Source organism: Streptomyces atroolivaceus (genome assembly GCF_000717025.1).
GTDB classification, from domain to species: domain Bacteria; phylum Actinomycetota; class Actinomycetes; order Streptomycetales; family Streptomycetaceae; genus Streptomyces; species Streptomyces atroolivaceus.
The window spans coordinates 110,715-136,600 of record NZ_JNXG01000006.1 but is presented as its reverse complement, the minus strand read 5'-3'; the positions used below and the strand labels follow the sequence as shown (position 1 = coordinate 136,600).

The window sequence follows — 25,886 nt, the reverse complement described above, 5'->3', positions numbered from 1 at the left end:
TCTCAGGGGTGCGCTGCCAAGGCGTCCGGGTGCTCGTGCTCACACGAGTCGTCGATGCCGTACGTGTCCCATTCGGGGAAGGGATCGGCCGCGGGCCGCGCCTCACCCTCGGACATCAGGCATGCGGACAACGCTTCGTGGAGTGTCTCCGCGCGCAGATCCGTACCGATGAAGACCAGTTCCTGACCCTGCGTGGTCCCGGATTCACGTGCGCCGGACGGCTCGAAGCGGGCCACGGATCCCGCCTGCGACCAGAGACCGGTCACATTCGGCCGGCTGGACAGCCAGAAGAAGCCCTTGGAGCGCAGCACCTGTCCGTACCGGCCGCTGTCGAGCCCGTCGGTGACGAACGTCCACAGGCGGTCGGGATGGAAGGGGCGGTCCGAACGGAAGACCGTGCTGGAGATTCCGTACTCCTCGGTCTCCGGCATATGGTCCCCGTTCAGCTCCCGCACCCATCCGGGAGCCTGCTGGGCCCGTTCCAGGTCGAAGAGGCCGGTACCGAGAACCTCGGACAGTTCGACGCGCCCACGGCTGACGGGCACGATCCGGGCCGCAGGGTTGAGGCGGGTGAGCGCGGCGGTGAGCTGCTCACGCTCTCGTCCGTCCACGAGGTCGAGCTTGTTGAGCACGATGACGTCGGCGAACTCGATCTGGTCCATGAGCAGGTCGCTGACCGTGCGCTCGTCATCCTCGTACTGGTCGAGTCCACGCTCGGCGAGGCCGTCACCTCCGGCCAATTCCGGCAGGAAGTTGGCAGCGTCGACCACAGTGACCATGGTGTCGAGCCGTGCGAGGTCGCCCAGCGTCGCCCCGTCGTCGCGTGGGAAGGAGAAGGTGGCGGCCACCGGCATCGGTTCCGAGATGCCGCTGGACTCGATCAGCAGGTAGTCGTAGCGACCTTCACGGGCGAGTCGGTCCACTTCCTCGAGGAGATCGTCGCGCAGGGTGCAGCAGATGCATCCGTTGGTCATCTCGACCAGGCGTTCCTCGGTGCGTGAGAGTGCCGCCTCGCCCCCGCGCACCAGCGCCGCATCGATGTTGATTTCGCTCATGTCGTTGACGATCACTGCGACTCGCAGGCCCTCGCGGTTGCCGAGGACATGGTTGAGCAGTGTGGTCTTGCCGGCTCCCAGAAATCCTGAGAGCACGGTGACGGGCAGCAGGTCCTGCGCCATGAAGGATCAGTCCTCGGGGTGCAGGAGGCCGCGCTCGTACGCCTTCACCAGCCGCTGCGGCACCTGGTAAACGGAGCCGTCGACGGTGACCGGCACGAGCTGAGGCGTCGTGGCCTTCCACTGCGCACGGCGGTGACGGGTGTTGCTGCGGGACATCTTCCGCTTCGGGACTGCCATGGAGACCTCCTGGGCCGGCGTAGGCAACGAACGCTATATGAAAATGATAGTCAATATCAAATGGCTCGGTAGGCGTGAAGCCGTTTCTCCGCCCGTGATTCTTCCTGGGGCGGCGTACTCCTCGCCCCCCTCCGGCGTCCTCTCGCGGTTTGAGGTTGCTCATTGCGTACACCGTTCCCGTTGCGCCACGGGCGAAAGGGTGGACGACCGGAACCGGGGGTCTTGCAGCAGTGCGGGCGGGAGCGGTTGCTCCCCTGCCTTGCATCCTGCGCTGGTGTCCGGCGCAGGTGCGGCGGCACGTGGCACCGGTAGTGCTGGTGATACTGCTCCCCCTGTCTCCGGCGGCCGGTGAAGCGTGGTCCGTGCGCTGACAGGGGTGCGCCACCTTGAGTGTCCTTCAACGCCCTACGGGGTCGCCGTCGGTGCTGTCGTTCCAGCTACGCAACACCGCATGGCCTCCATGATGCAGGGGTGTACTCGTCTTGAGGCGGGTCGCTTCGTGACCCGTCCGCGCGTCGAAGATGTGCACCTCTCCGTGGCCGCCCCGTGTGACGGCGACCCAGTCGGAGCCGGGCGAGGCGGCCACCGCTCGGCGTTGGACGCCTTCCCAGGGAGTGCCGCCGCGAGACGGCGCACCGTCCATGGCGGGGAGGGGGACGCGGCGCAGGGTGTCGTCGGCGCACAGGAGAACCAGTTCGTCACCGTCGGGATGGATGCGGGTGAAGGCCGTGTGATCACGGGCGAGGGCCAGCCGGAAGACCAGGCCCGGGCCGAGGTCCGTGAGGTGCGTGCGCCCCGTCACCAAGTCGTGGCGCCACGCCTGGTTCGTCCAGTCCGGCCACCGCAACGGGTCCGGGTGGCCGCCGCGTAGTGTGCTCCACAACGCCCGTCGGTGAGTGTCGAGGCGCAGGTACCAGCCTCGGGCGGGTGACTTCCACGGAATCACCGCCTCGGCCGCCAATTCGTCAGCCCTCCTGCGTGCCGGATGTACTCCCTCGCTCGTGGCGGCGAACACCCGGCCTGAGTGGGGGTCCTGGGCGTCACCGTGGCCGTCGTCAGGCAGCGGCAGGACCATGTCAGGCGTGACCGTGGGGCAGCCCGGCCGAGCCGCGAGGAGATCCGCAAACCGGTGTACGGCGAGCGCGCCGGGTTGCCGGTGCCGCACGACGACGAGCGGGTCACCACCGCCAAGGACCGTCACCCCCGGTTCCCCGGCGCGTGTGCGTACCCGTGCGGCCTCTCCGGTCGCGAGGTCGACGACTGTCAACAGGTCCGACCAAGGCTCGATGTTCTTGCCCAGGCCGGTCGTGATGGCCAGTCGGCGTCCGGACGGATCGCAGGCCAGATGCTCCGCCGGCACGGCGACCGGGACGGTGAGTTCTACGAGCTCATCGTCGAAAGGGTTGAGGACCAGCAGCTCTCCCCGGCGTTCGTCGACGCAGGCCACCCGTCCTTCGGGTAGGGCCAAGAACCCGGCGTGTTCGGAGAGGTGACGCCCGGTGAGGCGCCCCGTGACGGTGCCGTCCGGCACGGTCAGCACGCTGACTGAGCCGTCCACGTGGTCGGAGACTAGTAGCGCGGCGGCGGCGGTCATATGTCCTCCAACGTTTCCGGTCGATTGAAAATGATTATCATGTATCTTCAGTGCGTTCCAGGTTCCTGAGGAGAAGCGAGGGCTTCGATGCTGCGCGCACCGTCCAGATCCGTTCGTAGTTGGCTCACAGCACTGGTTGCGGGTTCCGTCCTGGTCGGCTGCGGCACGTCCTCCGACGGGTCCGTGAGTGACAAGGCAAAGCCCGCCCCCAAGACCGAGGTCACTGTCGAACCCATCAAGGCAGCGACGGAGCTGACCGACGTGAACGGCGTCAAGATCTCCCTGGAGAAGAAGCCGGAGCGGATCGTCTGCCTGTTCGCGCTCTGCGACGACATCCTGACCGAACTCGGCATCGTCCCGACGGCCACCAACAGTGCGCTGCTCGCTCACCCCCGCTTCCTCGGGGAGGCCGAGGCCAAGGAGGTCGACGTCATCCCCGGTGGATTCATCGCCCCGGAGGTGGAGGCGATTCTCTCCCACAAGCCGGACCTCGTGATCGGCCTCGGGGACACCCACGGCAAGCTCACCCCCGCGCTGAAGGGCGCGACCACGTTCTGGGCCATGCAGCCCGAGACGTGGGAGGACAGCGTGGGATACCTGCGCGACACCGCCGCCCTCACCGGCCGCACCGCCGAAGGAGAGAAGGCGGAGCAAGTCTTCCGGGCCAAGCTCGCCAAGGCCGAGGAAGCCCCCAGCGACAAGACCGCCCTCATCATCTACGGCAGCGATGAGAACTTCGGCGTCGCGACCCCGGAAGGTGACGTGGCCGCCAGTCTGTTCCCCAAGATCGCCGATTACCCGTGGAAGTCTCGTGGTGTGGAAGGCAGTTACAGCCTCGAGGAGATCCTCGCCCGGGACGTCGACGTGCTCTTCGTCGAGACGATGAGCTTCGGCGGGGCGGACGGCAAGTTGTCGGAGAAGCTGGCGAAGAACCCCCTCTGGAGCAAGATCCCGGCAGTGAAGAACGGCGCCGTCCATGAGGTGAACTCAGAAGCGTGGGCCAAGGGGCGCGGTACCCGCTCGCTGGGCATCGTGCTCGACGAGGCCACGGCCGCGCTGCGGTGAGTGCAACCCTCCCGACACCCACTGCGACGGGTCATGGGACAGGCAGGGCCGGCCGAAGCGCACGGGCAGCAGGGGCGTGGCAACCCCTCCTGGTGATCGCGGTGCTGACCGTCGCCTCGGTCTGTGCACTCTGTCTCGGCACCCCGTACGTCCCACCGCACCGGCTGGTCGGTGCGGTGCTGGACGGAGACACCACGCTGGCCGGGGTCGTCGTCAATGAACTCCGCGTCCCACGCCTGGTGCTGGCGCTGATCGCAGGAGCCTGTCTGGGGGCGGCGGGGCTCGTCCTCCAGGAGGCGCTCCGCAATCCTCTGGCTGTACCCGAAATGCTGGGCGTCTCGTCCGGGGCGGCGCTGGGGGTGGCCGCCCCGCTGGTGCTGACTCTGTCACTGCCCGCCGCGGTACAGCCCCTGCTCGCCCTCGGCGGGGCCGCGCTCGGTGGTGGGCTGACCCTGCTCGCTGCCGGGCTGGGGCGCAGCCCGTCTGCAGTGCTGCTGACCGGCGCAGCGGTGGCAGCCGCGTTGCAGGCCGCGCTGCTGGTCCTGATGGTCATGGCGGATCAGTTGGACCTTCAGCTCATCTACCGGTACCTGCTGGGGTCCCTCTCCGCCCGGACCTGGGAGGACGTCACGGGGTTGTGGCCGTGGCTGCTCGTCGCGGCTCCCGCCCTTGTGCTCTGTGCGCCCGTGCTCTCGGTCATGCGACTGGGTGACGAGGATGCCGAGGCGCTGGGTGTGCGTGCCCAGCGGGCGCGGCTGGTCGCGCTGGCCATCGCCGTCGTGCTGATCGCACCCGTGACGGCCGTATGCGGACCCGTCGCATGGGTGGGGTTCCTCGCTCCGCACCTGGCGCGATGGTTCAACTCTTCTGCGGGCGCGGTGCGTTGGCTTCCCTGGTCCGCCGCGTGGGGCGCCGTGGTCGTGACGGTGGCCGATGTCCCGGCGCGGCTGGCACTGGCGCCGGTGGAGACGCCGGCCGGTGCCTGGACGGCCCTGCTGGGAGTGCCCGCGGGGATCGCCCTGATGCGTTCCCGTCGCCGCGACCGGATGACCGAGGGCAGTCGAACGGGTACGGCGGCGGTGCGCACGCTGGTGCCTGGACCGCGTACCGACACCCCGCGTCCGGACGTCGAGGCACCTCCTGCCGGAAGGCGGGGGAACGGCAGCCAGGAGGAGCCCGGCGCCCGCGGCACTGTGCCACTGCCCGGCGAGACGACTGGGACGGAGGACCCACGGTGAGGTGGCGTTTCGTAGCACTGTCGGCCTTGGCGGTCGGGTGCGCCGGGCTGGAACTGGTGGCCGGACGCGGTATGTCCCCCGGCGCCGTCTGGGACGTGCTGGGCGGTGGTGGCGACGCGACGGAACGTCATATCTTCCTCCAGCTGCGGCTTCCGCGAATGCTGGTGGCCCTCGGAGCGGGGGCGTGCCTCGCCATGGCAGGGCTGATCCTGCAGTCCGCACTGCGCAACCCTTTGGCCGGGCCGGAAGTGACAGGCGTGACGCCGGGGGCAGTCCTCGGTGCGGTCACCGCCACGGCCTTGGGGCTCGCAGGGTGGGAGTCACCCCTGGCCGTTGTCCTCGCCGCGTGTGCGGGCGGATGCGCCGGTGCGCTGCTGCTCTGGCTGCTCGTCGGCCGGGGAGGCGGGGATCCCGCCCAGACCGCCGTGCACGGAGTGCTGGTTTCCGCGGTGCTCGGCGGGCTCACCGCCATGGTGCTGCTTGTGGAGCCGGGGGAGCTCGGGAGCGTCGTGCAGTGGTTGGTGGGGACCACGGAGGGCCGGGTGTGGGAGCACTGGCACCTTCTGTGGCCCTGGGCCCTGGTCTGGGGGGTTGCGTCGTGGCTGCTGACCGGGCCGCTGACCCTGCTGCGCTGCGGTGACGACATCGCCATGTCCGCCGGCCTCTCGGTCCGGCGGGCGCGGACCCTCGCCCTGATGTGCGCTGTAGCGCTGACAGCAGGCGCCGTGGCCGCGGTCGGAGCGCTGGGCTTCGTGGGACTGCTCGTCCCGCATCTGGCCATGGCTGTCTTCGGCGCGGACATGCGGGTGGGTCTCCCCGGCGCCGCCCTGCTGGGCGCGATCGTGGTGTGCGGAGCGGATGCCGCGGCGCAGCTGTCCTCGCGGCTACTCGCCGCGACGCTGGACTCCGGGCGGCTCACGCTTCCGGTCGGGGCGCTCACCGCGTGCCTCGGCGCCGCGCTGCTGCTGGTCGTCGTACGCCGTACGCCGAGTCGCACCTTCTGACATCGACGGAGGACCGAGCATGACCAAGTCCATGGGCATCCACCTTGAGGACGTCCACTTCGGCTACCCCGCACGATCCGTGCTGCAGGGCGTCGATGTAACCGTACGGCCAGGCGAGCTCACAGCCCTCATCGGCCTGAACGGCTGCGGCAAATCGACCCTCCTGCGGCTGGCCGCCGGGTTGCTGCAACCGAACCAGGGGCGCGTTCTGCTCGGCGGGGACGACCTCGCCGGGCTCTCCCGGCGGGCCACGGCGGCCAGGGTGGCGCTGCTGCACCAGTCCGCGCCGGCCGTACCGGGTATGACGGTCCGCCACCTCGTGCGACAGGGGCGGTACGCGGCGCGTGGCCCGCTGGGCATGCTGCGCGAGGGGGACGATCCTGTCGTGCGTCGGGCGTTGCGTGACGTCGGTGTGGAGCAGTGGGCTGACCGTGACGTGGACGCGCTGTCCGGGGGTGAGCGGCAGCGGGTGCGGCTGGCCATGGCACTCGCCCAGGACACCCGCGTCCTGCTGCTCGACGAGCCGACCACCTATCTGGACCTGCACCACCAGCTGGATGTGATGCAGACGGTGGTCCGGCTGCGGGAGGAACGCGAGCTCACTGTGGTGATGGTGCTGCACGACCTGGCCCACGCCGCTCGGTTCGCCGAGCGCATAGTCGCCCTGCGCGACGGGCGCGTGGTGGCCGACGGAACGCCGAAGGAAGTCGTCACGCCGGGACTGCTGGCGGACGTGCTGAACGTGGCCGGCCGGGTCGGCCGGGACCCCGAGGGCGGCTGGCCGGTGTGTTACCCAGATCACCCTCTCCCGGCTCTAGAATATGAAAATCAGTTCCATTAGTGTCGCCGTTACGACGTTCACCCGAACGGCGTATCTCCCCGATAAACAAGGAGAGTTCATGGACAACGAGCAGATCTTCGCGCCGATCGCCGACCCGGGCCAGCTGGCCCACGACTCGGCTTCCCACTCCAACGCGCTCGTCGAGAACCCCTTCGAGGACACCGAGGAGTAACCGAGGTCGACCACCCTCGACCGTGGGCCCGCCCGTTGCCTTCCGGGCGGGCCCACGCCCCTTCCCGTGCTCAGTTGTCAGGAGGAACATCGTGTCCCGCAACCAGCTCGCACCCGGTGTCGAGGTTGTCGCCGTGCCAGGGCGGAATCTCGCCGTGCGCACCGCTGACGGGGAGTTCCTCAGTGTCCGGACGCGAGACGTGCACCAAGACGCCCTGTTCTCCCTGCTCTCCGGCAACAACGCAGTCCCGAAAGGTGCCGAACTGGGACGCGTCGTGCGCGCTTTCGCGGAGGCCGGGTATCTCGTGGAGGAGCCCGAGCGCCCGAAGTGGCCCGTTGCCCGGCGGCACGTACGGCTACTCGGCGCCGCGGCTCTGACCGAACCGCTGGCCGCGCACCTCGCCTCCCTGGGTGCCGAGCCGCGGACGACGGCCGCGACCGCTGCCGACCTGTCGCCCATGGATATCGAGGATCTGCTCGACGGAGGCCCCGCCGCCGTCGTGTGGTGTCTCGACGGGCCCGTACCCGACGGGCTGTGGGACGCCGCCGACCGGCTGCCCGAGCACGGGGTGGCCTGGTTGCGGTGCCACCATGAGGGCTGGCAGGCGTATGTCGAACCCCTCGCCATCAGCCCAGGAGACGTCACGGCGGCCCATGTCCGAGCCCGGCGGCTTGCCGCCACCCCTGCCCACCGCGAGCTGTCCGCCTACTGGAGCGGACCCCGAGCCTCCGGTGTGCCGGTCCGGCTGACCGTGCCCGCCGCCGCACTGCTCGCGGCCCTGCTCGCCGACGACCTCGGCCGGTGGGCCACGGGCACCCCTGAAACGGCCGGCTTCCCGGCACGGCGTCGACTGCGGCAGGTGGATCTGCGCACGCTGACCGTCACCGAGCACCCCGTCATGCCGGTGCCCGACGTCGCACGCATGCCGAAGAAGGACAGATGACGGCCTTCCGTGCGACTGTCGATGGCCTCGCCACTGACGTGCGTCTGCCCGACGGGGCCGGTCCCTTTCCCACCGTCCTCATCCGTACTCCGTACGACCGTGCCCGGCACCTGGCCGAGGCGCGAGGCTGGGCCCGCAGAGGGTTCGGCGCCGTCGTCCAGGACGTGCGGGGCAGATTCGCGTCGCCGGGGGAGTGGCGCCCGTACGAGAACGAGGCCGCCGACGGAGTGGCGGCAGCCCGTTGGATCCGCCGACAGTCCTGGAGCGACGGACGCTACGTCGCCGTCGGAGCCTCCTACGCCGCCTACTGCGCCCTCTCCCTCGCCCTCGAAGCACACAGGGAGGACCGGCCGAATGCCGTTATCGCCGCCGTGCCCGCACTGGGTGCCACAGAGACGGCCCGCGAACCCTCCGGTGCCGAACGGCTGCTGACCCGAGCCGGGTGGTGGGCCGCCCACGGGGACCGGCGGGACTCCGACGAACGCGCGCTGGAAAGGGCCCTGGCAGCGGACCCCGGCCTGCTCGGCCACCTGCCGCTCACCGATCTCCCCGGGCGGCTGGGCCGAAACCTGCCTTCCTGGGCGGGGTTGTGGCGGCGTGATGATCGCGGTCGTCTCACCTCGCGAGCTACCCATGCCGACATGCCTCTGCTCACGGTCGGAGGCCACCACGACCACTTCACCGAGGACACCGTCGCGCTGTGGAGTACCTGGGGTGGGCCTTCGGCCCGCCTGCTCCTGGGCCCGTGGGGGCACGGTCTCGTCACCGCGCCCGGACCCGACGCAGGTCCCGCGCACCGGGTCAGCCTCGGTGAGCTGTACGTGCGTTGGGCCCGCCGCGCCCTGGCCGGCGGTCTCGCTCCCGGGCACCACGGCGCGGTGGCACTGGGCGGCGGAGACCTGTGGCTGCCCGTCGGCACCCACGGCGAGCCGACCACACAGCGGCTGCGGCTGCTCCACGGCTCCCTCTTCACCGCCGACCCCGACCATCCCGTCCGCTCCGACGACCTCACCGTGCCCACCGGGGACTTTCCCGACCGGTGTGTGCTGGTCACCCCGCCGCTACCGCGCCCGCTCGACGCCGTTGGACCCGTGCGCATCCACCTGCGGGCCACCGCCGACACTCCGTCCGCCGACTGGGCCGCCCGTCTCGTCGCCCTCACGCAGGAAGGGGCCGCCGAGCCACTCGCCGTAGGCATCCTGCGGCGGGCGGAGATGGCGCGCCACAGCGACGAGTTCACCATCGAACTCGGACGTCTCGCGCGTCGGCTGACGGCCGGCACGCGGCTGCGGCTCGAAATCGCCGGACACCATTTCCCGGCTCATGCTCGCAACCCCCACACCGGGGGCGACCCGATCACCGCTGACAGGCTGCTCGCCTCCCGGCGAGAAGTCGACCCGGCGAGTGTGACGCTGAGTCTGCACGTTCTTTCGTCCCACCCCCCGTCCGTCGATCCCACCGAGGAGATCCTGCGATGACGGCGCTGCCGCTGGAAGCTCTCGTCGACCCCGTCTGCGGCATCGTCCGCAAGGTCAAGCCCGTCGAGCACCCCGCGGGTGCCCCTCCCCGCTACACGGCACTCACGGCCGAGATAGCCGACGCCCGAAAGCTGGGCCTGTGGCCCGCTGACCGGGTCTCCCTGGGGACCACCTTCGGAGACCCGGAGCAAGCGAGAATTGCTGCGATAGCGGAGGGGATCGAGCGGTACTGCGGCAATCGTGTGCCGCCGCCCGGCCACCCCGACGCCCCCCTGCGTGCCACCGCCGCCGAGCTGGCCCAGCAGGGTCTGCGGCTCTACGGCCCTGATGACCTGCCCGCGTACGCGCCGTGGCAGTACACGAGGGCGAAGTTCCCCTACCGCCGCCTCGCCGAGGACACCCCGTCCCTGTGGACCCGCGGCACCGAGCGACTGCCGGACGGACGGACGACGGAGGTCTGGGCGCCGGTCGCCCTCACCCACCTCAACTGGCGCCAGGGTGACCTGCGGGAGCTGCCGCGTACCCACCACCTCAACTACGCGGGCATAGCCACCGGGCAAGGATTCGACGACGCCGTCGAGCGCGGGCTGTTGGAGGTGGTCGAACGCGACGCCCTGGAACTGTGGTGGCACCTCGACGGGCCGGCTCGCGGCATCGACCCGGCCAGCGTGCCCGGCCTCATGGACGATCTGGCCGGATCCGCGCTGGACGTCCATCTCGTCGAGATGCCGTCGGAGTTCGCGCCGTGCGTCGCCGCGCTCGTCCACGACCCGGCTCTCGGTCTGTACGCAGCCGGGTTCGCCTGCAAGTACGACCCCGCCGAGGCCGCTCGCAAAGCGGTACTGGAAGCGGTTCATACATGGGTGTTCACACAGGGGCTGACCGACCCCGACGGCTGGGTCTTCCAGGCCGTCGAGGCCGGCCTGCTCGCCCGAGGGCTCTACCTGGAACACCGCGCCGACGGCCGCTACCTCGACGCGTGCGGCGAGCACTTCGAACACGTGCGGGACCTGGGGGCACACGTGCAGGTATGGCTGGACGAACGGATGACGACCGAGGCCCGGCGGTTCACCGAACCCGCCCACCGGACCGTGTCCGTCGACGCGATCGAGCCCGGCAGCCGCGAGCGGCTGGAGAAGGCGCTGCACGCAGGCGGTCATCGCGTCATGACCTTCGACCTGACCACCGAGGACGTGGCCGAGACCTCTCTGAGGGTGGCCCGGGTCCTCGTGTCCGGGCTCCTCCCCAACGCCCCGGCGGCCTTCGGTTACTTCGGCTGCCCACGGCTCGCCGAAGCAGCTGTGCGACGGGGCTGGCAGACGAAAGCGCCGGGCGCACCGGACGACTTCACACTGGCGCCCCCGCCCCACATGTGAGGAACCCGTGCAACACCTCGATCAGAACCACCCGGAGGGCCTCGCCGCTGCTCTCGCCCACGCCCGCTCCCCGAGACGCCCCTGCCCCGACACACCTGCGGGACCACCTGTCCCGGCTTGGCCGGGACAGCCGCACACGATCCCGGAAGCGAGCCCTGCGGATCTCGACCTGCGGGCCATGCTGCGCCTATCCCTGCGTGCCTCGGACGACTCCGGTCGGCTGCGGCCGGTCCCCTCCGCCGGCGCACTGCACCCGGTCGACACCGAACTCGTTCTGGGCACGGGATGCCCTCTTCCGCCCGGGCGCTACGGCTACGACCCACTGCGCGACCACGCGCACCGTCTCGGCGGGCAACCCGATACCGAGCCGCCGGGCATCAGGGTCGAACTCTCCGTCACCGCACGCCGGACGATTTCCCACTACGGCCATCGCGCCTGGCCGCTGCTGCTCCTCGACACCGGGCACGCCACCGCCGCGCTGTTCCTCGCGGCCCACGCCCTGGGCATGGCCGTACCCGAACTCAGCCTGGACGGAGACGCGGAGACACCGCTCGCCTTCGTACGGATCGCGCCTTCCCTCCCCGCCCCCGGGCCCGGGGACCCTATGTGTCCTCCGCCGTCGGTGAGGGTACCCACCCCCGAGGAACTGCTGGCCCGACGCAGCGCACCGCCGCCGCTACCCGGCACGCCGACCCCAGATGCGCTGAGGGCGGTCCTCGCCACCGCTACCAAGGCCGGCGGCAGCGACCTGCGCTGGTGCGTGGCCGTCGGCACCCCTCGGCCCGGGCTGATGGAGCTGGGCGCCGACGGCACGACACTACGACGGTTCGCCGCAGGGGAAGCCCGCCCCACGCTCGCGGCCTGGGCCGCCGGCCAGGCATGGATCGCCGACGCGGGTGCCGTCCTACTCGCCCGCGGTTGTCCTCAGGACGCCGACGAGCGGACCATCCGCCGCACCCACCTGCGGGCCGGCTTCGCTGTCCAGCTGGCCCACGTCACCGCCCGACACCACGGTGTGGCTGCCCGGCCCGTCGGCTCCTGGCAACAGGCGGACCTCGGCGCCGCGCTCGGTGACACACCCGGCCGGGACTGGATCGTCCACGGACTGGCCCTCGGCACCCTCCACGCAGACGAGGAGAACACCACATGATCGTCCACCCCGAACTGCGCCGTGCCGCCCGCCGCGTGCGGCGGCCCCTGCTCGCCGCCAGTCTCCTGCAGGGGGCCGTTACCCTCACCCACCTGGCACAGGCCGTGCTGCTGGCCGTCGCGTTGGCCGGACTGGCCCGCAGTCACACGGGACAGCTACCGTGGCTGCTCACCACCGTGGTGTTCGTCGTGGCCGCCCGGGCCGGACTCGGCACCTGGCAGCGGCGCACCGCCACCCGCGCCGGAGCGGAGGCGAGAGTGGCGCTGCGGGACGAACTCCTCGCCCACCTGGGGCGGCTGGGGCCCGCGCATCTGACCACCGCGCGCGCCGGAGCCGTCCGCACCACCCTCGTCGACGGCGTGGAGGGCGTCGATGCCTATGTCTCGCGCTACCTGCCCCAGCTTCTGATCACTCTGACCGTGCCGCCCCTGGTGCTCGCCGTACTGGCCGTGGTGGAACCGATGGCGTTGATCGGTCTCGTACCGGCTCTGCTGCTGGCCCTGTTCGGGCCGCGCGCCTGGGACCGGCTCCTGGCCACCCGCGGCAAGGAGCACTGGGACACATACGAAGGACTGGGCGCCGACTATCTGGAAGCCTTGCAGGGCATGCCCGCACTGCGGGCCGCGGGTGCGGTCGGCCGCACCCGCGCACGCCTGGAGAAGCGCTCGGCGGCGCTGCACAGGGCGACCGTCGCGAAACTGCGCGTCTCCCTGGTCGACACCGGCATCACCGACCTCGCCATTCAGGGCGGTACCGCCGCAGCAGCACTCCTCGCGTGCTGGTCGGCCGTCGGCGGGTCCACCACGGCAACCGGCACCTATCTGGTGCTGCTGCTGGCCTCCGAGTGCTTTCGGCCGGTCCGCGACCTCGCTCGAGAATGGCACGCCGGATACCTGGGCGCCTCGGCCGCGGACGGGATCGCGGCGCTACGCACCGCCGAACCGGAGGTCCGGGACACCGGAACGGCATCCGCGCGCTGGCCGACACCCCCGGAAGTATGCTTCGAGGACGTGCGGTTCACCTACGACGGGGCACCGGAGCCCGCCCTCCACGGTGTCTCCTTCACCGCATCGGCGGGACGCACCACCGCGATCGTCGGCCCGTCCGGCGCAGGCAAGTCCACGCTCCTCGCCCTGCTCCTGCGTCACCACGACCCTGGCGAAGGCCGGATCACCCTGGACGGGCGCAGCGCCACCCAGTACTCCCTCGAAGCGCTCCGGCAGGGCATCGCCGTGGTGTCGCAGGAGACGTACCTCTTCCACGCCACCATCGTCGACAACCTGCGCATGGCCCGGCCGGGCGCCACGGACGACGAGGTGACGTCGGCGGCGCGTACCGCAGGCATCCACGACGAGATCACAGCCCTTCCCGACGGCTACGCCACCGTCCTCGGCGAACGCGGCGCCACCCTCTCCGGCGGACAGCGACAGCGGCTCGCACTCGCCCGTGCCCTGCTCACGGACGCCAGGGTGCTCATCCTCGACGAGGCGACGAGCTCGGTCGACGAGCGCCGCGAAGCGGACATCGTCCGCGAACTGGTGAATGCCGCAAACGACCGGACCGTTCTCGTGATCGCCCACCGGCTGGCTGCCGTCCAACACGCCGACCACATTGTCGTCCTCGACGCGGGACGTGTCGAAGCCGTCGGCGAACACGCCGGGCTCGCCGACGCCGGCGGCGTCTACGCTCGACTCGTCGAGGCCGGGCGCACCCACCCTGAGGAACTCGCCGCATGAGCAACGCCATGGACACCCCGACCACCGGCACATTCGTGCCCGAGCGCGGTTCGCTTCGCGCACTGCTTCCCGCCCTTGCCGGGCACCGGGCCATGACGGTCCGCACGTGTGCCGCCGCTCTCCTCGAACAGGGCTCCCTCGTCGCGCTGCTGACGCTGGCGGCGCACACCGTGGGGACGGCCGTGATCGAAGGCAGAGCCCCGTCCTCCGGCATCGTCGGCGTGATCGTGGCCCTGGTCCTCGTACGCACCCTGATGACCTGGCGTGAGATGGACCTCTCGCACGACCTGGCCTACAGGGTCCTCGCCGCACTGCGCGTTCGCGTCTTCGACGGGTTGGCCCGCAGTGCGCCCGCCCGTGTCGCAGGCCGGCGCAGCGGGGATCTCGCCGGCACCGCCATGGCCGACGTGGAGGCACTGGAGTTCTTCTACGCCCACACCACCGCCCAGCTCCTCGCTTCGGGAACGGTCTTCACCGCCGGCACGGCGGTCCTCGCCACGGTGGAGCCGTGGCTGCTGGCTGCCGTGCTGCCGATCGCAGCGCTGCTCACCGCAGCACCGTTCGCCGAGGCGCGCGGGCGCGCGAGGCGTGGTGCCCGCACGCGGCAGGCCGGCGCCGAGCTGTCGGCCGACGCCGTCGAGACTGTCGACGGACTGCGTGAACTGCTCGCCTTCGGCGCCCTCGACGCCCGACGAAGCCGGCTGGCGGAACGCGGACGGCGGGTGGGCGACGCCCAACGCGTCGAAGCCACCTGGGAGGCCCTGGCCGCCGCGGTCCGTGACCTTTTCATTGTGGTGGCCGTGCTCGGTGTCGTGGCCGCAGTGGCGCAGTCCGTGACCTCGGGGCGGCTGCACGGGGCGTGGGCGCCGGCGGCGATGGCCCTCGCCCTCGCCGTCCTTGGCCCCGTCGCGGAGTCGGCCCGGTCCCTGAGCCAGGCCGTGTCCCTGCGTGCTGCCGCCTCCCGCGTGGGTGCTGCGGTCAAGGCTCCAGCCCTCGCTCCGCCGCCGGTCTCGCCCCGTTCTCTTCCCCCGGGCCCCCTGGGCGTCCGGCTGCACGGGGTGAGGTTCGACTACGGAGGCGGTCCCGTGCTGGACGGCGTCGACCTGACCGTTCCAGCCGGGCAGACACTTGCCCTGGTCGGCGCCTCGGGCGCCGGGAAGTCGACGTGTGCCCACATACTGGCGCGCTTCTGGGACCCGGCCGCCGGAGCGGTACAGCTGATACCCGCGGACGGGGCCCCCATCGACGTACGAGAGGTGGACGACGCCGAACTTCGCCGGTCCGTCGCGCTCGTGGGACAGGAGACACCTCTCTTTCACGGCACCCTCGCCGACAACCTTCGCCTCACCGCTCCCGAGGCCGACGACGACCTCCTCGCCGAAACGGCCCGTCTGTGCGGCGTCGACCGAATCGCCCCGATGGACACCCTGGTCGGAGAACGCGGCGCCACCCTCTCCGGAGGCCAGCGGGCCCGAATCGCCCTCGCCCGCGCGCTCCTGACACAGCCGAGAGTCCTGATACTGGACGAGTCCACCGCCCACCTGGACAACGCCAGTGACGCCGAACTCGCCACGGCGCTGCATCAGGAGGGGCGCACGACCGTTGTCATCGCCCATCGCCGCGCCACCATCCGCCGGTGTGACCGCATCGCGGTCCTTGACGCCGGACGCGTCACTGAAGAAGGCACTTGGGAGGAACTGTCCGGACGCCCCGAAAGTGCGCTCAACCGCAGCCTCGTTCACATCCCGGCCTGACTGTCGGGTAGTGCGACGGCCCAGGTGAGGCAGCACACATCCTGCGGGTCTTCTGAGAAGCGCAGGCCGTAAACCGACTCGAGACACGCTTGTGCGGCAGGCGTGGCCGGTCGAGGTCACGATGGTGGTGAGGCATAGTCGGCGTAACCGGGGGTGGCAAAGGGTCATGTATCACATTTCGGGCCACCGCCGTGGTGATGAGAAGCCCGGCGAAGAGTGCAGCACGATGACCTCGCCATAGCTCAAGGACTGCCGCATGGTGAGGGGACACAGGGCAGGCCGACGCGAGAATGCAGTCACGAAGAGCTGCGGACCCTTGCGACGGTTGCGTTGCAGCAGGCCTGCCGATACGGAGAGCTGCCGTGCGAGCGCCGTGCCCTGTTTGCGCACGAGCGGACCCGGCTGCGTTTCTCGAAGCCCGGCGGAGTGTGCGCAGAGGGCAACGACCTGCTCGTCGCCACCGCTGCCCACCCGATGAGCCTCAACGCGATCCTCATGTGGGGACGGGGCGCCCCTCCCGCATCTCGATCACCCGGTCCGCGAAGTGCCGTACGACCGCCCGGTCGTGGCAGATGAACAGGTAACCGAGGCCCAGCTCGTCCTGGAGGTCGGCGAGCAGGTTCAGCACGCCGGCCCGCACGGAGGCGTCGAGCGCCGACACCGGTTCGTCGAGGACGAGCAGCCGCGGATCGGAGGCGAGGGCACGGGCGATTCCGGCCCGCTGGCACTGGCCGCCGGAGAGTTCGTGCGGCCGCCGGTCCCCGCACGACGGGTCGAGGCCGACCCGGTCGAGCAGCTCGGTCACACGGGCGGGTCCGTTCGCCGGGTTCCACCTGCCGTGCACCTTCAGGGGCTCGGCCACCGCGTCGCGGATGCGTTGGCGGGGGCTGAGGGAGCCGTAGGGGTCCTGGAAGACCGGCTGCATGCGTGGGCGCAGCGGGCGCAGCTCGCGTTCCGTCAGGTACGTCAGCTCCCGCCCCTCGAAGCGGACCTCCCCGGCGTCGGGCCGGCGTAGCTGGAGCACCGCGAGGGCCGTGGAGGACTTGCCGCACCCGGAGGGGCCGTTGAGAGCGAGGGTCTCACCGGCGTCCACAGAGAACGAGAGGTGGTCCACGGCGGTGACCGGGCCGTAGCGGACGACGAGGTCGCGGACGTCCAGCAGGGGATGGCTCATACGAACTTCCGGAGAGGGTCGGGCACGTCGGCGGCGTGATGGCAGGCGACCAAGCGGCCGTCCACGGCCTGGAGGGCGGGTTCGCGGTCGTGGCACGGGTCCGTCGCCAGCGGGCAGCGCGGCGCGAAGGCGCAGCCCGGACCGAGGGCGTCCGGCGCGGGCGGGGTGCCGCCGAGCACCGGCAGCCGGCGGCGGGGGCCGTCCTGCGGGAGCGAGGCCAGCAGGCCAGCCGTGTACGGGGCACGTGGTCGGCCCAGGACCTGCCGGACCGGGCCGAGTTCGGCTGCCCGCCCCGCGTACATCACCAGCACGCGGTCCGCGTGGTCCCGTACGACGTCCAGGTCGTGGGTGACGAGGACCAGTGCGGCGCCGACCGCTTCGCGCTGCTCGGCGAGCACCCGCAGGACCTGCTCGCGGCGCTCCTCGTCCAGTGCTGTGGTCGGCTCGTCCGCGACGACGACGTCGGGCTCGTTGACCGTTGCCATGGCGATCACCGCGCGCTGTCGCATTCCGCCCGAGTACTCATGGGGGTAGGCCCGTGCCCGGCGCGCGGCGTCCGGGATGCCGACCCGGTCCAGTGCCGCCACGGCCCGGGCCTGCGCCTCCCTGCGGGACAGGCGCCGTACCGACCGTACGGCGGCGGCGAGCTGGTCGCCGACAGGGTGGACGGGGGAGAGGGCGGACAGGGCGTCCTGGGGGACGAGGGTGATCCGGCGCCCGCGTTCGGCGGCGAGATCGACGTTGTCCCGCAGGCGCACGCTGCCGCCGACGGTCGCGTCGCGCGGCGCCATGCCGAGCAAGGCCCGGGCGGTGAGGGACTTGCCCGCCCCCGACTCACCGACGAGGGCGAACACCTCGTGCGGGCGGACGTCGAAGGTCAGTCCGCGCACCGCCTCGACCTCGCCGAACGAGATCCGCAGGTCACGGACCGACAGCAGTGCTTCAGACGGCACGGGCGGTCTCCTTCCGTACAGTGCGGCCGCTTGTGCGCCGGTCTCCCCGGCCTTGCGCGTATGCCGCGCCCGACACGGCCAGTCCCGCCAGCAGGGCCAGTGCGGCGGCCGGCGCGAGGGCCGCCCAAGGGGCGCGTTCCACGTAGGCGCGGGACTCGTCGAGGAGAAGACCCCACTCGGGGGCGGGTGGCTGGGCGCCGAGGCCGAGGAACCCCAGGGAGGCCAGGGCGAGGGCGATGCCGGGCAGCCGCAGCAGGGCATGGCGGGCGACCGGGGCGGCGACGGACGGCAGGACGTGCCGGGTGAGAATCCACAGCGGCGGTGCGCCTATGGCGCGTTGGGCGGTCAGGAACGCCGACGCCCGGACCTCCTGCACCAGCGCCGCCGCATGCGCCGCCAGGGGCGGCCAGGAGATCAGCGCGACCGCGAGGGCCGCACCGCGGGTGCCGGGACCGGCGGCCGCCGCGACCAGGATGCCGACGATCACCGGCGGCAGCGCGTTGGCGATGTCCGCAGCGCCCGCCGCAATGCCGGGCACGAAGCCGAGGGCCAGGGCGACTACCAGGCTCAGCAGGCACACGGCCGCCGCCGTGCCGACCGTGGAGGCGGCCCCGTGACCGAGCCGGGCCAGCACGTCGCGGCCCAGCCCGTCGGTACCCATCGGGTTCGCCCAGGAGGGCGGGGCCAGCCGAGCCGTGGTGTCGACCGCGTACGGGTCGCGGAGCAGGCCCCAGCCGATCGCGGCCAGCAGGAGGGCGCCGAAGGCGGCCGGGATCGCCGGGTGCGCCCGGGCAGGGCGGGCCGGCGGCAGCGAGAGACCGGCGTCACGCAGGGCGGGACCCAGCAGCCGGCGTCGAACGAGGGCGGCCAGCGCGCCGGTGATCAAGCCAAGGGCGAGCAGAGCGAGGACGGCGCCCTGGAGCAGCGGCAGGTCCTGGGACTTGGCCGCGCCCAGCGCGGTACGTCCGATGCCGGGTACCGCGAAGACGGTTTCCACCGCGACCGCGCCGCCTGTCAGGCCGACGGCGACCATCCCGAACTGGGGTACCAGCGGAGGCAGTACGCGACGGAGCGCGGCGAAGGCGACGCGGGTGCGGCTCACTCCCGCTCCGTGCCACAGCTCCACCCACCGTTCGTCCAGTACGGCGGGCAGCGCGTCCGCCACGAGCCGCCCGAGCAGTCCGCCCGCGGGGACACCGAGCGCGAGTGCGGGCAGGACCATGTACTCGGGGCCCTGCCAGCCGGACGTCGGCAGCCATCCCAGCCACACTCCGCACACCAGCAGCGCCACGGTGGCCAGGAGGAACTCCGGCACGGCGGCGGCCATGGCGGCGAACGCCCCCGCCGACCCTTTCCCCCGCACCAGTACGGGTGTCACCAGGGCCACGGCCAGCAGCACCGCCACCAACAGCGCTGCGGCCATCAGGCCCAGCGACACCTGGAGCCCGGAGGCGACGGACGGCAGGATGTCCGTCCCCGACACCCAGGAGGTGCCGAGGTCGCCGCGCAGGAGCCCGGTGGCCCAGTCGCCGAGCAGGGAGAGCGGGCCTGCCTCCAGGCCGAGGTCACGGCGGATCGCGGACAGGGCCTCCTCGGTCGGCTCCTGTTCGACGGACCGCGCGCGCAGCACGGTCAGGGCCGGGTCCCGGCCGGAGAGCCAGGGAAGCAGGCCGACGGCGGCCAGTGCGGCGGCGAGGGCGACGGCGCGGGTCACCCCCGCTGCGGTCGGCCTCACTTGACGTGGGTGTCAAGCGTGACCAGTTCCCGCTCGCGCGGATCGTGGGCGGCGCCGACCACGTCGGCGGCGTCGCCCTGGATCACGCGCTCGTGGAGCATCGGCACGGCCGCGTCGGTGGCGAGTACGGCGGCCTCGGCATCGACGACGGCTCGGCGGCGGGTGTCACCGGTAGGCGTCGCGCCCGCCTTGCTCAGGGCCTTGTCCACGGCCGGATCGGCGAGCTGGGAGATGTTGAACGAACCGTCGGAGGCGAAGTCGCTGTACAGGTACGCGGCCGGGTCGCCGGAATCGAGGACGGTGGCCCGGGAGAGGATGAACGCGTCGAACGCGCCCGCCAGGGCGTCGGACTCGATATTGGCGTATTCGCGGACCTCCAGCTTCACCCGGAAGCCCGCCTTCTGCAGCTGCTGCTGCAGGGCGGCGGCCACCTCGGGCAGTTCCGCCCGGTCGGTGAACGTACCGATGGTGATGCTCTTGCCCGCCGGATCACCCGACTTGGCACCGTGCGCCGGCTCGCGCAGGTCGGCCGCCCAGGGCAGCGCGGGCCCGAGCAGCCCCTCGGCCACGTCGGCCCGCCCTTCGTACACGCCCTTCACGATCGATTCGGCGTCGATCGCCTCTCGGGCCGCCGCCCGCAGCGCCGGGTCCTGGAAGGCGCCCTTCTCCGTGTTGAGGTAAAGCGTGTTGGTGCGCGGCATCGGGACCTCGGTGATCAGATCCTTGTCCAGCAGTGCGGCCTGTGAGACGGGGACCGCCTCGACGATGTCGGCCTCGCCGCTGCGCAGGGCGGCGGCGCGGGCGGTGCCGTCGGGCACGAACGTCACGTCGATGCCGGGAGCCTGGGCCGTGCCGCCCCAGTAGTCGTCGTAGCGGTCAAGGGTGGCGGAAGAGGTGCCGCTGACCTTGGTCAGCTCGAAGGGGCCGGTGCCGGCGCCGACCGGATTCACCGTCTTCCCCCTGTACGCCTTCGCCGCGAGGATCGATAGCTGAGGGGAGCTGAGCCGCTGCGGGACCAAGGGATCCTCCTCGGCGGTCGTGACGATCACGGTGCCGGGGTCCCCTTCCTTCACGGTCAGCTCGACGCCGTCGAGAATGCGGGGCTTGGGGGAGGCATCCGTTGCCTTGACGAGGGAGCGGACGACGGCCTCGGCGGTCAGCTCGGTGCCGTCGTGGAAAGTGACGTCCTTGCGGAGGGTGAAGGTCCAGCTCCGGCCGGACTGCTTCCACCCGGTGGCCAGCGCGGGCTCGGCGTCGCCGTCCGCGTTCAGTCTCACGAGCGTCTCCGCCGTGGACCAACGGGACAGCTTGAACGCGTCGTCGGAGAGCGGGGACAGGCCCGAGCGTGGTGGCTGCATCATCGCGACGCGGAGGCGCTCACCTGCGCCGGTGCCGGTGGCCTCCGTGGACGCGAAACAGCCGGTGAGCAGGGCGGAGGCGGCGAGGACCGCGGGGAGGAGCAGGGGGCGGGACGGCACGCGCACGGGTCACTCCGGGTAAAGGGCGGGTCAATGGTTGAGCGTGCGACGACCGTAACATGATGATAATCGTTTTCAGGAAAGGGGCAGGGTCCTGCGGCCATGCGGCAATTTCTGGGTGCCCGCGTCCCCGTCGGGCGGTGTGAGGTGTTCGTGGATCAGGTAGGTGTGGGGGAACCCATCTGGTGCTCGGCCGTTATCGGCGCGTGGATGAGCCTGATGTCGATCTGCTGGTGATCGTGGCCGCGATCGGCGCGGCATCGATCGGGCAGGTGATGGACGGCGCGCTGCTGATCGTCATCTTCGCTACGTCCGGCGCCCTGGAAGCCCTGGCCACGGCCCGCACCCGGGACGCGGTCCGCGGGCTGCTCGACCTCGCCCCCACCACCGTGTCCCTGCTGGCCGATAACGGGATCGAGGAGAGCGTCCCGACCGAGGACCTGGTGGCCACCATCACCGGGGAGCCGCTGCCGGTCGCGAAGGAGACCGGGTGACGAGGTCTTCGACGGCACACTGAACGGGACCGGCGCCCTTCGGACCAAGGTCGAGCGGGATGCCTCCGACTCGGTGATCGCCCGGATCGTGGCCACGGTAGAGGAAGCCTCCGAAACCAAGGTGCCTACCCAGCTGTTCATCGAGAAGGTCGAGCAGCGCTACAGCCTCGGCATGGTTCTCGCGACCCTGGCGGTCTTCCTGATCCCGCTCGCATTCGGCGCCGTGGCCGCGGACACCGTCTCGATCGCGGTGATGGAATTCGTCGACAACGGCATCATCGCCCTGACGCCCGGGGCGATGGACGCCCATCTGTCGGACGCGCTGTTCTGGACGGCGCTGCTGGGCGGTCGCCGTGGCTATCGTGATCACGACGCCGGTCAACAAGTGGATGATCGGCCGGGGCAAGGGCCACGCCGTCGTCCACACGATTGCGCGAAAGCCACGGAAGTGGTGCCGGCCTGGGTGGGCCGGACAGCAATTTCCTCGTGGTGAAGCGGGATGCCTGACGTGAGGGGGCGCCCGTCGACCAGGCTGCGTGCCGGGGCGCTCAGACGTCGTCGGAAACGGGGAAGCGGGTGGCTTCACCAACGCCTGCCCGCTTCAGGTGCTCGACGGTGGTTTCCATGTCGCCAAGACTCGACCGGAGAGCTTCGGCCTCGCCGTTGCCCGAACGAGCCTGCGAGACGAGCCGGGCCACAGGATGATGGTGAGGGTCGTGACCCGTGGGGCCGCTCCACGGGGGGTCGAAACTCCACGGCACCGGCCCTGTCAGTTCGTTGGCCGCCATCCAGTCGTCGATCCGGGCGTCCACCCAGCCGTGAAGTTTCCAGAAAATGGGGTTTACGTGGGCGGAGTAGGTGTCGGCGAGCCAGTTGTAGCCGGCGTCGTCCCACACGGGGTCGACGCTGAATTCGTCCCCACCTGGCCGGTACTCGGGCATCTGGGCTGCCCAGCGCAGATGCATCCTGTTGTGGATGCCGAACTCGATCTCGGCGCCGAGGCGGCTGAGTGTCCTCTCACGCAACTGTGCCGGATTGGTGTACGTCGCTTCGTCAGTGCGAATCAGGTTGAACGACTCCCGAGTCTTGGCTCCAGGATGGCGTTGGTGAATTGGCTGTCACCCGGGATGTCGAACGAGGGTGGGACCGGGTACTCGGTGTCCTCCGGAGAAGGGATCACCGGCCACCCCGCCACGCGAGGGTGCTGAGGATTGCCCAGACCGGCAAGGATCTCGTCAACGGCGACGATCATCTGCCTATGCATGAAAAGAAAGTCCTCGCCCGAACCATTGTTCCTTTCGAGGGAACGCTTCCCCGTAACAGGGTCCCGCGCCGTCCAGGATGGGCGCGGCGGCTCCCACCCGTGGTGGCGGAACACCTCCTGCTGCTCCGGGGTATAAATCATCCAGTCGTCACGTGCGGTGTGCCACAGCATGTGGTGCAGGCGCATGGCGCGATCGGCCATCGAATCGATCACCGGCTTCGGGAAAGAGTTCATTCTTTGACCTTCCTGGTGTCGGCGAAGAGTGTGAGCAGCACGCAGGCACGCCAGGATTGCGGAAGACCCTTGCCGAGGACGGAACGGTCAGGGGGAGGCGAGTCGATCAATACCGTCCCGGGCCAGGCAAGGGATGGCCCGACGTTCGCCGATGCACACACGGATAGGCGACAAATCGTCGCCATGGAAGAAGTGCGCAGAGGGCTCGAAGCGTATCGATATGGGCCCTTTCGATCTCCACTCCACTTTGGCGCAGAACATCTGCCGACGCATCTGGGTGCTCGTGTAATTGAGCGTCGCCTACGCGCTCGTCGCCGGTGAGTCCGGAGACAGCTTTGCCATGATGCGGCCACTGACCGGGGACGAGGCGCGCAGTTGTGAGCGATGCAACCCGGGCAGCAGGTCTCGGTCGCCGGAGTACGCGCGTCCACGCAAACCCCGCCCATCCCATCCGGCAAACGCGTCAATCTCGGCACCCTTGAAGACGGCTTCGGCCTGGTCGACTGCGCTTTCTTCGACGACTCCCGAGAGGCCTGCGCGCACACGATCTTCCACAGCGGCCTGCTGCTCGTCCGCGGCACCGTCGAGGCCCGAGACCCGCGCCGGACCGTCGTCGGGCAGAGCGTGTGGACCTCGAGGAGCTCGCTGCGGCCCGCCGCGCCCATGGGCCCACAAGCCGTCCTCGACCTCCTCAGCGCCGCGAACCAGCCCCCACACCCGCCCAGCGCACCGGTCCGGACGCTCACTAACGGAACCGCCGGAGCGAAACTCCACCCGTACGCCGACCGCCAGCCCGCCGGCACCCGCTCCGCCGACCTCAACCGACTCGGCCACACCAGCCAGGAAAGTGCGGGATGACCACCAGCCCACGCACCATGATGCGCATCTACTTCCATTTCCAGAACGCAAACCTGTACGAACAGCTCCTCACCGTCCTGGAAGGCATCAGCCCGCGGACTCAGGCGCACCCCACAGAATTTCCCGCGACCTCGACCTCACCGGTGCCTTGAGGTGTTGGGACCGCGACCCCGAGGGAGCCGCCGCTGTCATCAGGCTCCGCGTCCTCGCGCTGTATGGGGTTCAGAGCAGCGCCGGAGTCGGGCCGTCACGGGTGATCGCGGGCATGGCAGCCGCCGTCACCCCACCCGGCGCCGCCACCATCGTCGGCAACACCCCTATCGATGTCGCCGCTTTCCGCGGCCCCCGATGTGCTTTCGCACTTCCCGGCGTGGGGCCGGCTACCGCGCGTGCTCACCCGCTACGGGATCAACACCGTCGGCGACATCGCAGACACCCCGCTCGCCACACGCTCGGCCACGCAGGCTGGCTCCGGCCGGGGACTGCCCCCTGCGAAGCCGGCGGCTCCGTGAGTCCGGTCCGCGTGTCCTCAGCGCGTGGCGGCGTTGAGGAGGTCCAGAACGCTCTGCTGGCAGCCGTAGCCGGTGGTGCTGTTACCCCCGGCCCAGTGCGGGCCGTATTGGTCGAGCGGGTTGCGGTTGCGGTCGTAGGCGCTGTTCGCCCAACGAGTGAGGGCTGCGGCGTAGGGGCGGTCGGGCAGCTGGCGGTTGAGGACGCCGACGCCGCGTACGTAGGCGCCCTTGAAGCTCGGGCCGTCTCCCGTGCAGTTGTCGCCCTCCCCTGGTTCGCGTAGGACGCCACCCGTCTCGAGCCGGACGGTGGAGGCGTCGGCCAGGCCGCGCGCCGTCGTCAGGAGGCCGGCGTCACCGGTGGCTTTGTAGAACTCGGTCAGCGCGCCCAGGATGACGCCCTGGTTGTAAGTCCAGGTTGGTTGGCCGTTGTTGGCGCAGGAGTCTGTGAGACCGTCGTTGATCATGCGGTCACCGTTGATCATGCCGCTGCGCTGGAACCAGTTCCATTCGCTCTTCGCCCGCTCCAGGTAGACGGTGTCACCCGGTATCCGGTTGTGCAGGGCCGAGGCGAGATGGAGGAAGAGCTCGTTGGTGATGGCGTTCTTGTAGTTGCCGTTGGTGCTCCACCGGACCCCGCCGCCGCAGGTGCTGTTCCAGTTGGCGTACATGTGGTCCGCGTCGGCCCGCGCGGTGTCGAGGTACCGGCGGTCGCCGGTCAGGTCGTAAGCGGCGATCCAGGCCAGTCCCCACCACCCGGTGTCGTCGAGGTACTCGTTGCGGAACTGCCCTCCTTGCGCGTTGATGTTCTTCTCGTACGTGTCGGCCATAGCGTAGGCATAGCTGTTCATGCCGGTGATCCGGATGTTGTCGATGATCGCGGTGAGCGCGTTGGCGCCGGTCCACCATCCGTTGCCGCCGAAGAGTTTGCTGCCCCGGTCGAACGACATCATCAGGGCGGTTGCCGCAGCCGTGCTCCTGCTGCCCGCGTTCCAGGTGGTACGCGCCCAGGGCGTGCACGCGATGGGGCCTCCGGCCGGCTGCCCGCAGGCCCGAAGGGCTCCGACACCCTGGGTGTTCCAGTCGTCGACGTTGTACATCTGTGTGCGCCAGCCCCGCCCTCCGGCGGGCACCGAGGTGTCGCCGAGAGCGCTTCCCGACGCCCAGGTCACGCCGCCGTCCATTGACCGGTCCAGCCAGACGCGGTCGTTGGGTCCGCCGTTGTCGATGGATGCCCAACCCATCGCGTCAGCGTCGTTGAAGTGCAGCGCGATCGACCGCGCGGAGACCGTGGCCGTGGCGGGGACACGATCATGGGTACTCAGCGCCGGGTCCCGCGCGTCACAGTACTTGTTGCACACGACCGCGGGCGCCGCCGAGGCGGGGGCTGATGACAGCCCGCCGACAGCAAGGGTGGACAACGTTGTCAGAGCGGCGCAGAGGGTGGCAGACATGGAACGCGCTGGCTTCATGGGGAAGGC

The 25,886-nt window shown here is 70.6% G+C and carries 23 protein-coding genes and 1 pseudogene; 14 read left to right on the top strand and 10 right to left on the bottom strand.

What is annotated here, in order from left to right; translation table 11 throughout:
• Positions 1–2: 2 nt before the first annotated feature.
• The 3 genes from OO67_RS15310 to OO67_RS15300 all read right to left on the bottom strand — a co-directional run bounded on the left by OO67_RS15310 (position 3) and on the right by OO67_RS15300 (position 2,949).
• A complete protein-coding gene (locus tag OO67_RS15310) occupies positions 3–1,178 on the bottom strand; it encodes a GTP-binding protein (RefSeq protein WP_033300570.1) in 1,176 nt (391 codons plus the stop codon).
• A gap of 6 nt (positions 1,179–1,184) precedes the next feature.
• On the bottom strand, positions 1,185–1,355 hold the full coding sequence (rpmF, locus tag OO67_RS15305; protein WP_033300568.1) for a 50S ribosomal protein L32: 171 nt from the start codon (positions 1,353–1,355) through the stop codon (positions 1,185–1,187).
• 397 nt (positions 1,356–1,752) lie between these two features.
• On the bottom strand, positions 1,753–2,949 hold the full coding sequence (locus OO67_RS15300) for a YncE family protein (RefSeq protein ID WP_033300567.1): 1,197 nt from the start codon (positions 2,947–2,949) through the stop codon (positions 1,753–1,755).
• Between the two features lie 87 nt (positions 2,950–3,036).
• Between OO67_RS15300 and OO67_RS15295 the strand changes: the two genes are divergently transcribed.
• The 11 genes from OO67_RS15295 to OO67_RS15250 all read left to right on the top strand — a co-directional run bounded on the left by OO67_RS15295 (position 3,037) and on the right by OO67_RS15250 (position 15,706).
• Positions 3,037–4,014, top strand: a complete 978-nt coding sequence (locus tag OO67_RS15295) for an ABC transporter substrate-binding protein (protein WP_051709424.1) — start codon at positions 3,037–3,039, stop codon at positions 4,012–4,014.
• A 104-nt stretch (positions 4,015–4,118) separates the two neighbouring features.
• A complete protein-coding gene (locus OO67_RS15290) occupies positions 4,119–5,252 on the top strand; it encodes a FecCD family ABC transporter permease (protein WP_382056657.1) in 1,134 nt (377 codons plus the stop codon).
• Positions 5,249–6,256, top strand: coding sequence for a FecCD family ABC transporter permease (locus OO67_RS15285; protein ID WP_051709422.1), 1,008 nt, complete (start codon positions 5,249–5,251; stop codon positions 6,254–6,256). Before OO67_RS15290 ends, OO67_RS15285 begins: the two co-directional genes overlap by 4 nt.
• A 19-nt stretch (positions 6,257–6,275) precedes the next feature.
• Positions 6,276–7,097, top strand: a complete 822-nt coding sequence (locus tag OO67_RS15280; RefSeq protein ID WP_033300566.1) for an ABC transporter ATP-binding protein — start codon at positions 6,276–6,278, stop codon at positions 7,095–7,097.
• Between the two features lie 58 nt (positions 7,098–7,155).
• Positions 7,156–7,269, top strand: coding sequence for a streptamidine family RiPP (gene amiA / locus OO67_RS39775; RefSeq protein ID WP_243900507.1), 114 nt, complete (start codon positions 7,156–7,158; stop codon positions 7,267–7,269).
• A gap of 91 nt (positions 7,270–7,360) precedes the next feature.
• Positions 7,361–8,212, top strand: a complete 852-nt coding sequence (locus OO67_RS15275) for a hypothetical protein (RefSeq protein WP_033300565.1) — start codon at positions 7,361–7,363, stop codon at positions 8,210–8,212.
• Positions 8,209–9,690, top strand: a complete 1,482-nt coding sequence (locus OO67_RS15270; RefSeq protein ID WP_033300564.1) for a CocE/NonD family hydrolase — start codon at positions 8,209–8,211, stop codon at positions 9,688–9,690. Before OO67_RS15275 ends, OO67_RS15270 begins: the two co-directional genes overlap by 4 nt.
• Positions 9,687–11,066: a YcaO-like family protein gene (locus tag OO67_RS15265; RefSeq protein ID WP_033300563.1), complete on the top strand. Its 1,380-nt coding sequence runs from the start codon at positions 9,687–9,689 to the stop codon at positions 11,064–11,066. Before OO67_RS15270 ends, OO67_RS15265 begins: the two co-directional genes overlap by 4 nt.
• Positions 11,067–11,244: 178 nt before the next feature.
• On the top strand, positions 11,245–12,216 hold the full coding sequence (locus OO67_RS15260; RefSeq protein ID WP_244300195.1) for a nitroreductase family protein: 972 nt from the start codon (positions 11,245–11,247) through the stop codon (positions 12,214–12,216).
• Positions 12,213–13,952 carry an ABC transporter ATP-binding protein/permease gene (locus OO67_RS15255; RefSeq protein WP_033300560.1) on the top strand — a complete coding sequence of 580 codons (1,740 nt, stop codon included), beginning with the start codon at positions 12,213–12,215 and terminating at the stop codon, positions 13,950–13,952. Before OO67_RS15260 ends, OO67_RS15255 begins: the two co-directional genes overlap by 4 nt.
• Complete coding sequence (locus OO67_RS15250; protein ID WP_078597920.1) at positions 13,949–15,706, top strand: ABC transporter ATP-binding protein; 1,758 nt, start codon at positions 13,949–13,951, stop codon at positions 15,704–15,706. Before OO67_RS15255 ends, OO67_RS15250 begins: the two co-directional genes overlap by 4 nt.
• A 493-nt stretch (positions 15,707–16,199) precedes the next feature.
• Here OO67_RS15250 and OO67_RS15245 read toward each other — a convergent pair whose 3' ends face one another.
• The 4 genes from OO67_RS15245 to OO67_RS15230 are packed head-to-tail and all read right to left on the bottom strand — an operon-like array spanning position 16,200 to position 21,052.
• Positions 16,200–16,880, bottom strand: a complete 681-nt coding sequence (locus tag OO67_RS15245; protein ID WP_033300559.1) for an ATP-binding cassette domain-containing protein — start codon at positions 16,878–16,880, stop codon at positions 16,200–16,202.
• A complete protein-coding gene (locus OO67_RS15240; RefSeq protein ID WP_033300558.1) occupies positions 16,877–17,833 on the bottom strand; it encodes an ABC transporter ATP-binding protein in 957 nt (318 codons plus the stop codon). The genes OO67_RS15245 and OO67_RS15240 overlap by 4 nt, the downstream gene beginning before the upstream one ends.
• Positions 17,823–19,568 (bottom strand): ABC transporter permease subunit, encoded by a 1,746-nt coding sequence (locus OO67_RS15235; protein ID WP_033300557.1) that lies wholly within the window; start codon positions 19,566–19,568, stop codon positions 17,823–17,825. Before OO67_RS15235 ends, OO67_RS15240 begins: the two co-directional genes overlap by 11 nt.
• Positions 19,565–21,052 (bottom strand): ABC transporter substrate-binding protein, encoded by a 1,488-nt coding sequence (locus tag OO67_RS15230; RefSeq protein ID WP_033300556.1) that lies wholly within the window; start codon positions 21,050–21,052, stop codon positions 19,565–19,567. The genes OO67_RS15235 and OO67_RS15230 overlap by 4 nt, the downstream gene beginning before the upstream one ends.
• A gap of 212 nt (positions 21,053–21,264) precedes the next feature.
• On the opposite strand from OO67_RS15230, the pseudogene OO67_RS39295 reads away from it, so the two are divergent.
• Positions 21,265–21,898 (top strand): annotated as a pseudogene (locus OO67_RS39295) (P-type ATPase actuator domain-containing protein); the annotation flags it as partial.
• A 190-nt stretch (positions 21,899–22,088) separates the two neighbouring features.
• Here the strand turns inward: OO67_RS39295 and OO67_RS35690 are convergent.
• Together OO67_RS35690 and OO67_RS35685 are read right to left on the bottom strand one after the other, a co-directional pair.
• Positions 22,089–22,565, bottom strand: coding sequence for a hypothetical protein (locus OO67_RS35690; protein WP_051709420.1), 477 nt, complete (start codon positions 22,563–22,565; stop codon positions 22,089–22,091).
• 38 nt (positions 22,566–22,603) lie between these two features.
• A complete protein-coding gene (locus OO67_RS35685) occupies positions 22,604–23,038 on the bottom strand; it encodes a hypothetical protein (RefSeq protein WP_051709418.1) in 435 nt (144 codons plus the stop codon).
• Between the two features lie 384 nt (positions 23,039–23,422).
• Between OO67_RS35685 and OO67_RS15210 the strand changes: the two genes are divergently transcribed.
• Together OO67_RS15210 and OO67_RS38590 are read left to right on the top strand one after the other, a co-directional pair.
• The gene (locus tag OO67_RS15210) at positions 23,423–23,896 is read left to right on the top strand and encodes a hypothetical protein (RefSeq protein WP_033300551.1); all 474 of its coding nucleotides are present in this window, start codon (positions 23,423–23,425) and stop codon (positions 23,894–23,896) included.
• The gene (locus OO67_RS38590) at positions 23,893–24,048 is read left to right on the top strand and encodes a hypothetical protein (RefSeq protein WP_157841681.1); all 156 of its coding nucleotides are present in this window, start codon (positions 23,893–23,895) and stop codon (positions 24,046–24,048) included. Before OO67_RS15210 ends, OO67_RS38590 begins: the two co-directional genes overlap by 4 nt.
• Positions 24,049–24,425: 377 nt before the next feature.
• On the opposite strand, the gene OO67_RS15205 is transcribed toward OO67_RS38590, so the two are convergent.
• Positions 24,426–25,859 (bottom strand): glycoside hydrolase family 76 protein, encoded by a 1,434-nt coding sequence (locus OO67_RS15205; RefSeq protein WP_033300550.1) that lies wholly within the window; start codon positions 25,857–25,859, stop codon positions 24,426–24,428.
• Positions 25,860–25,886 lie beyond the last annotated feature (27 nt).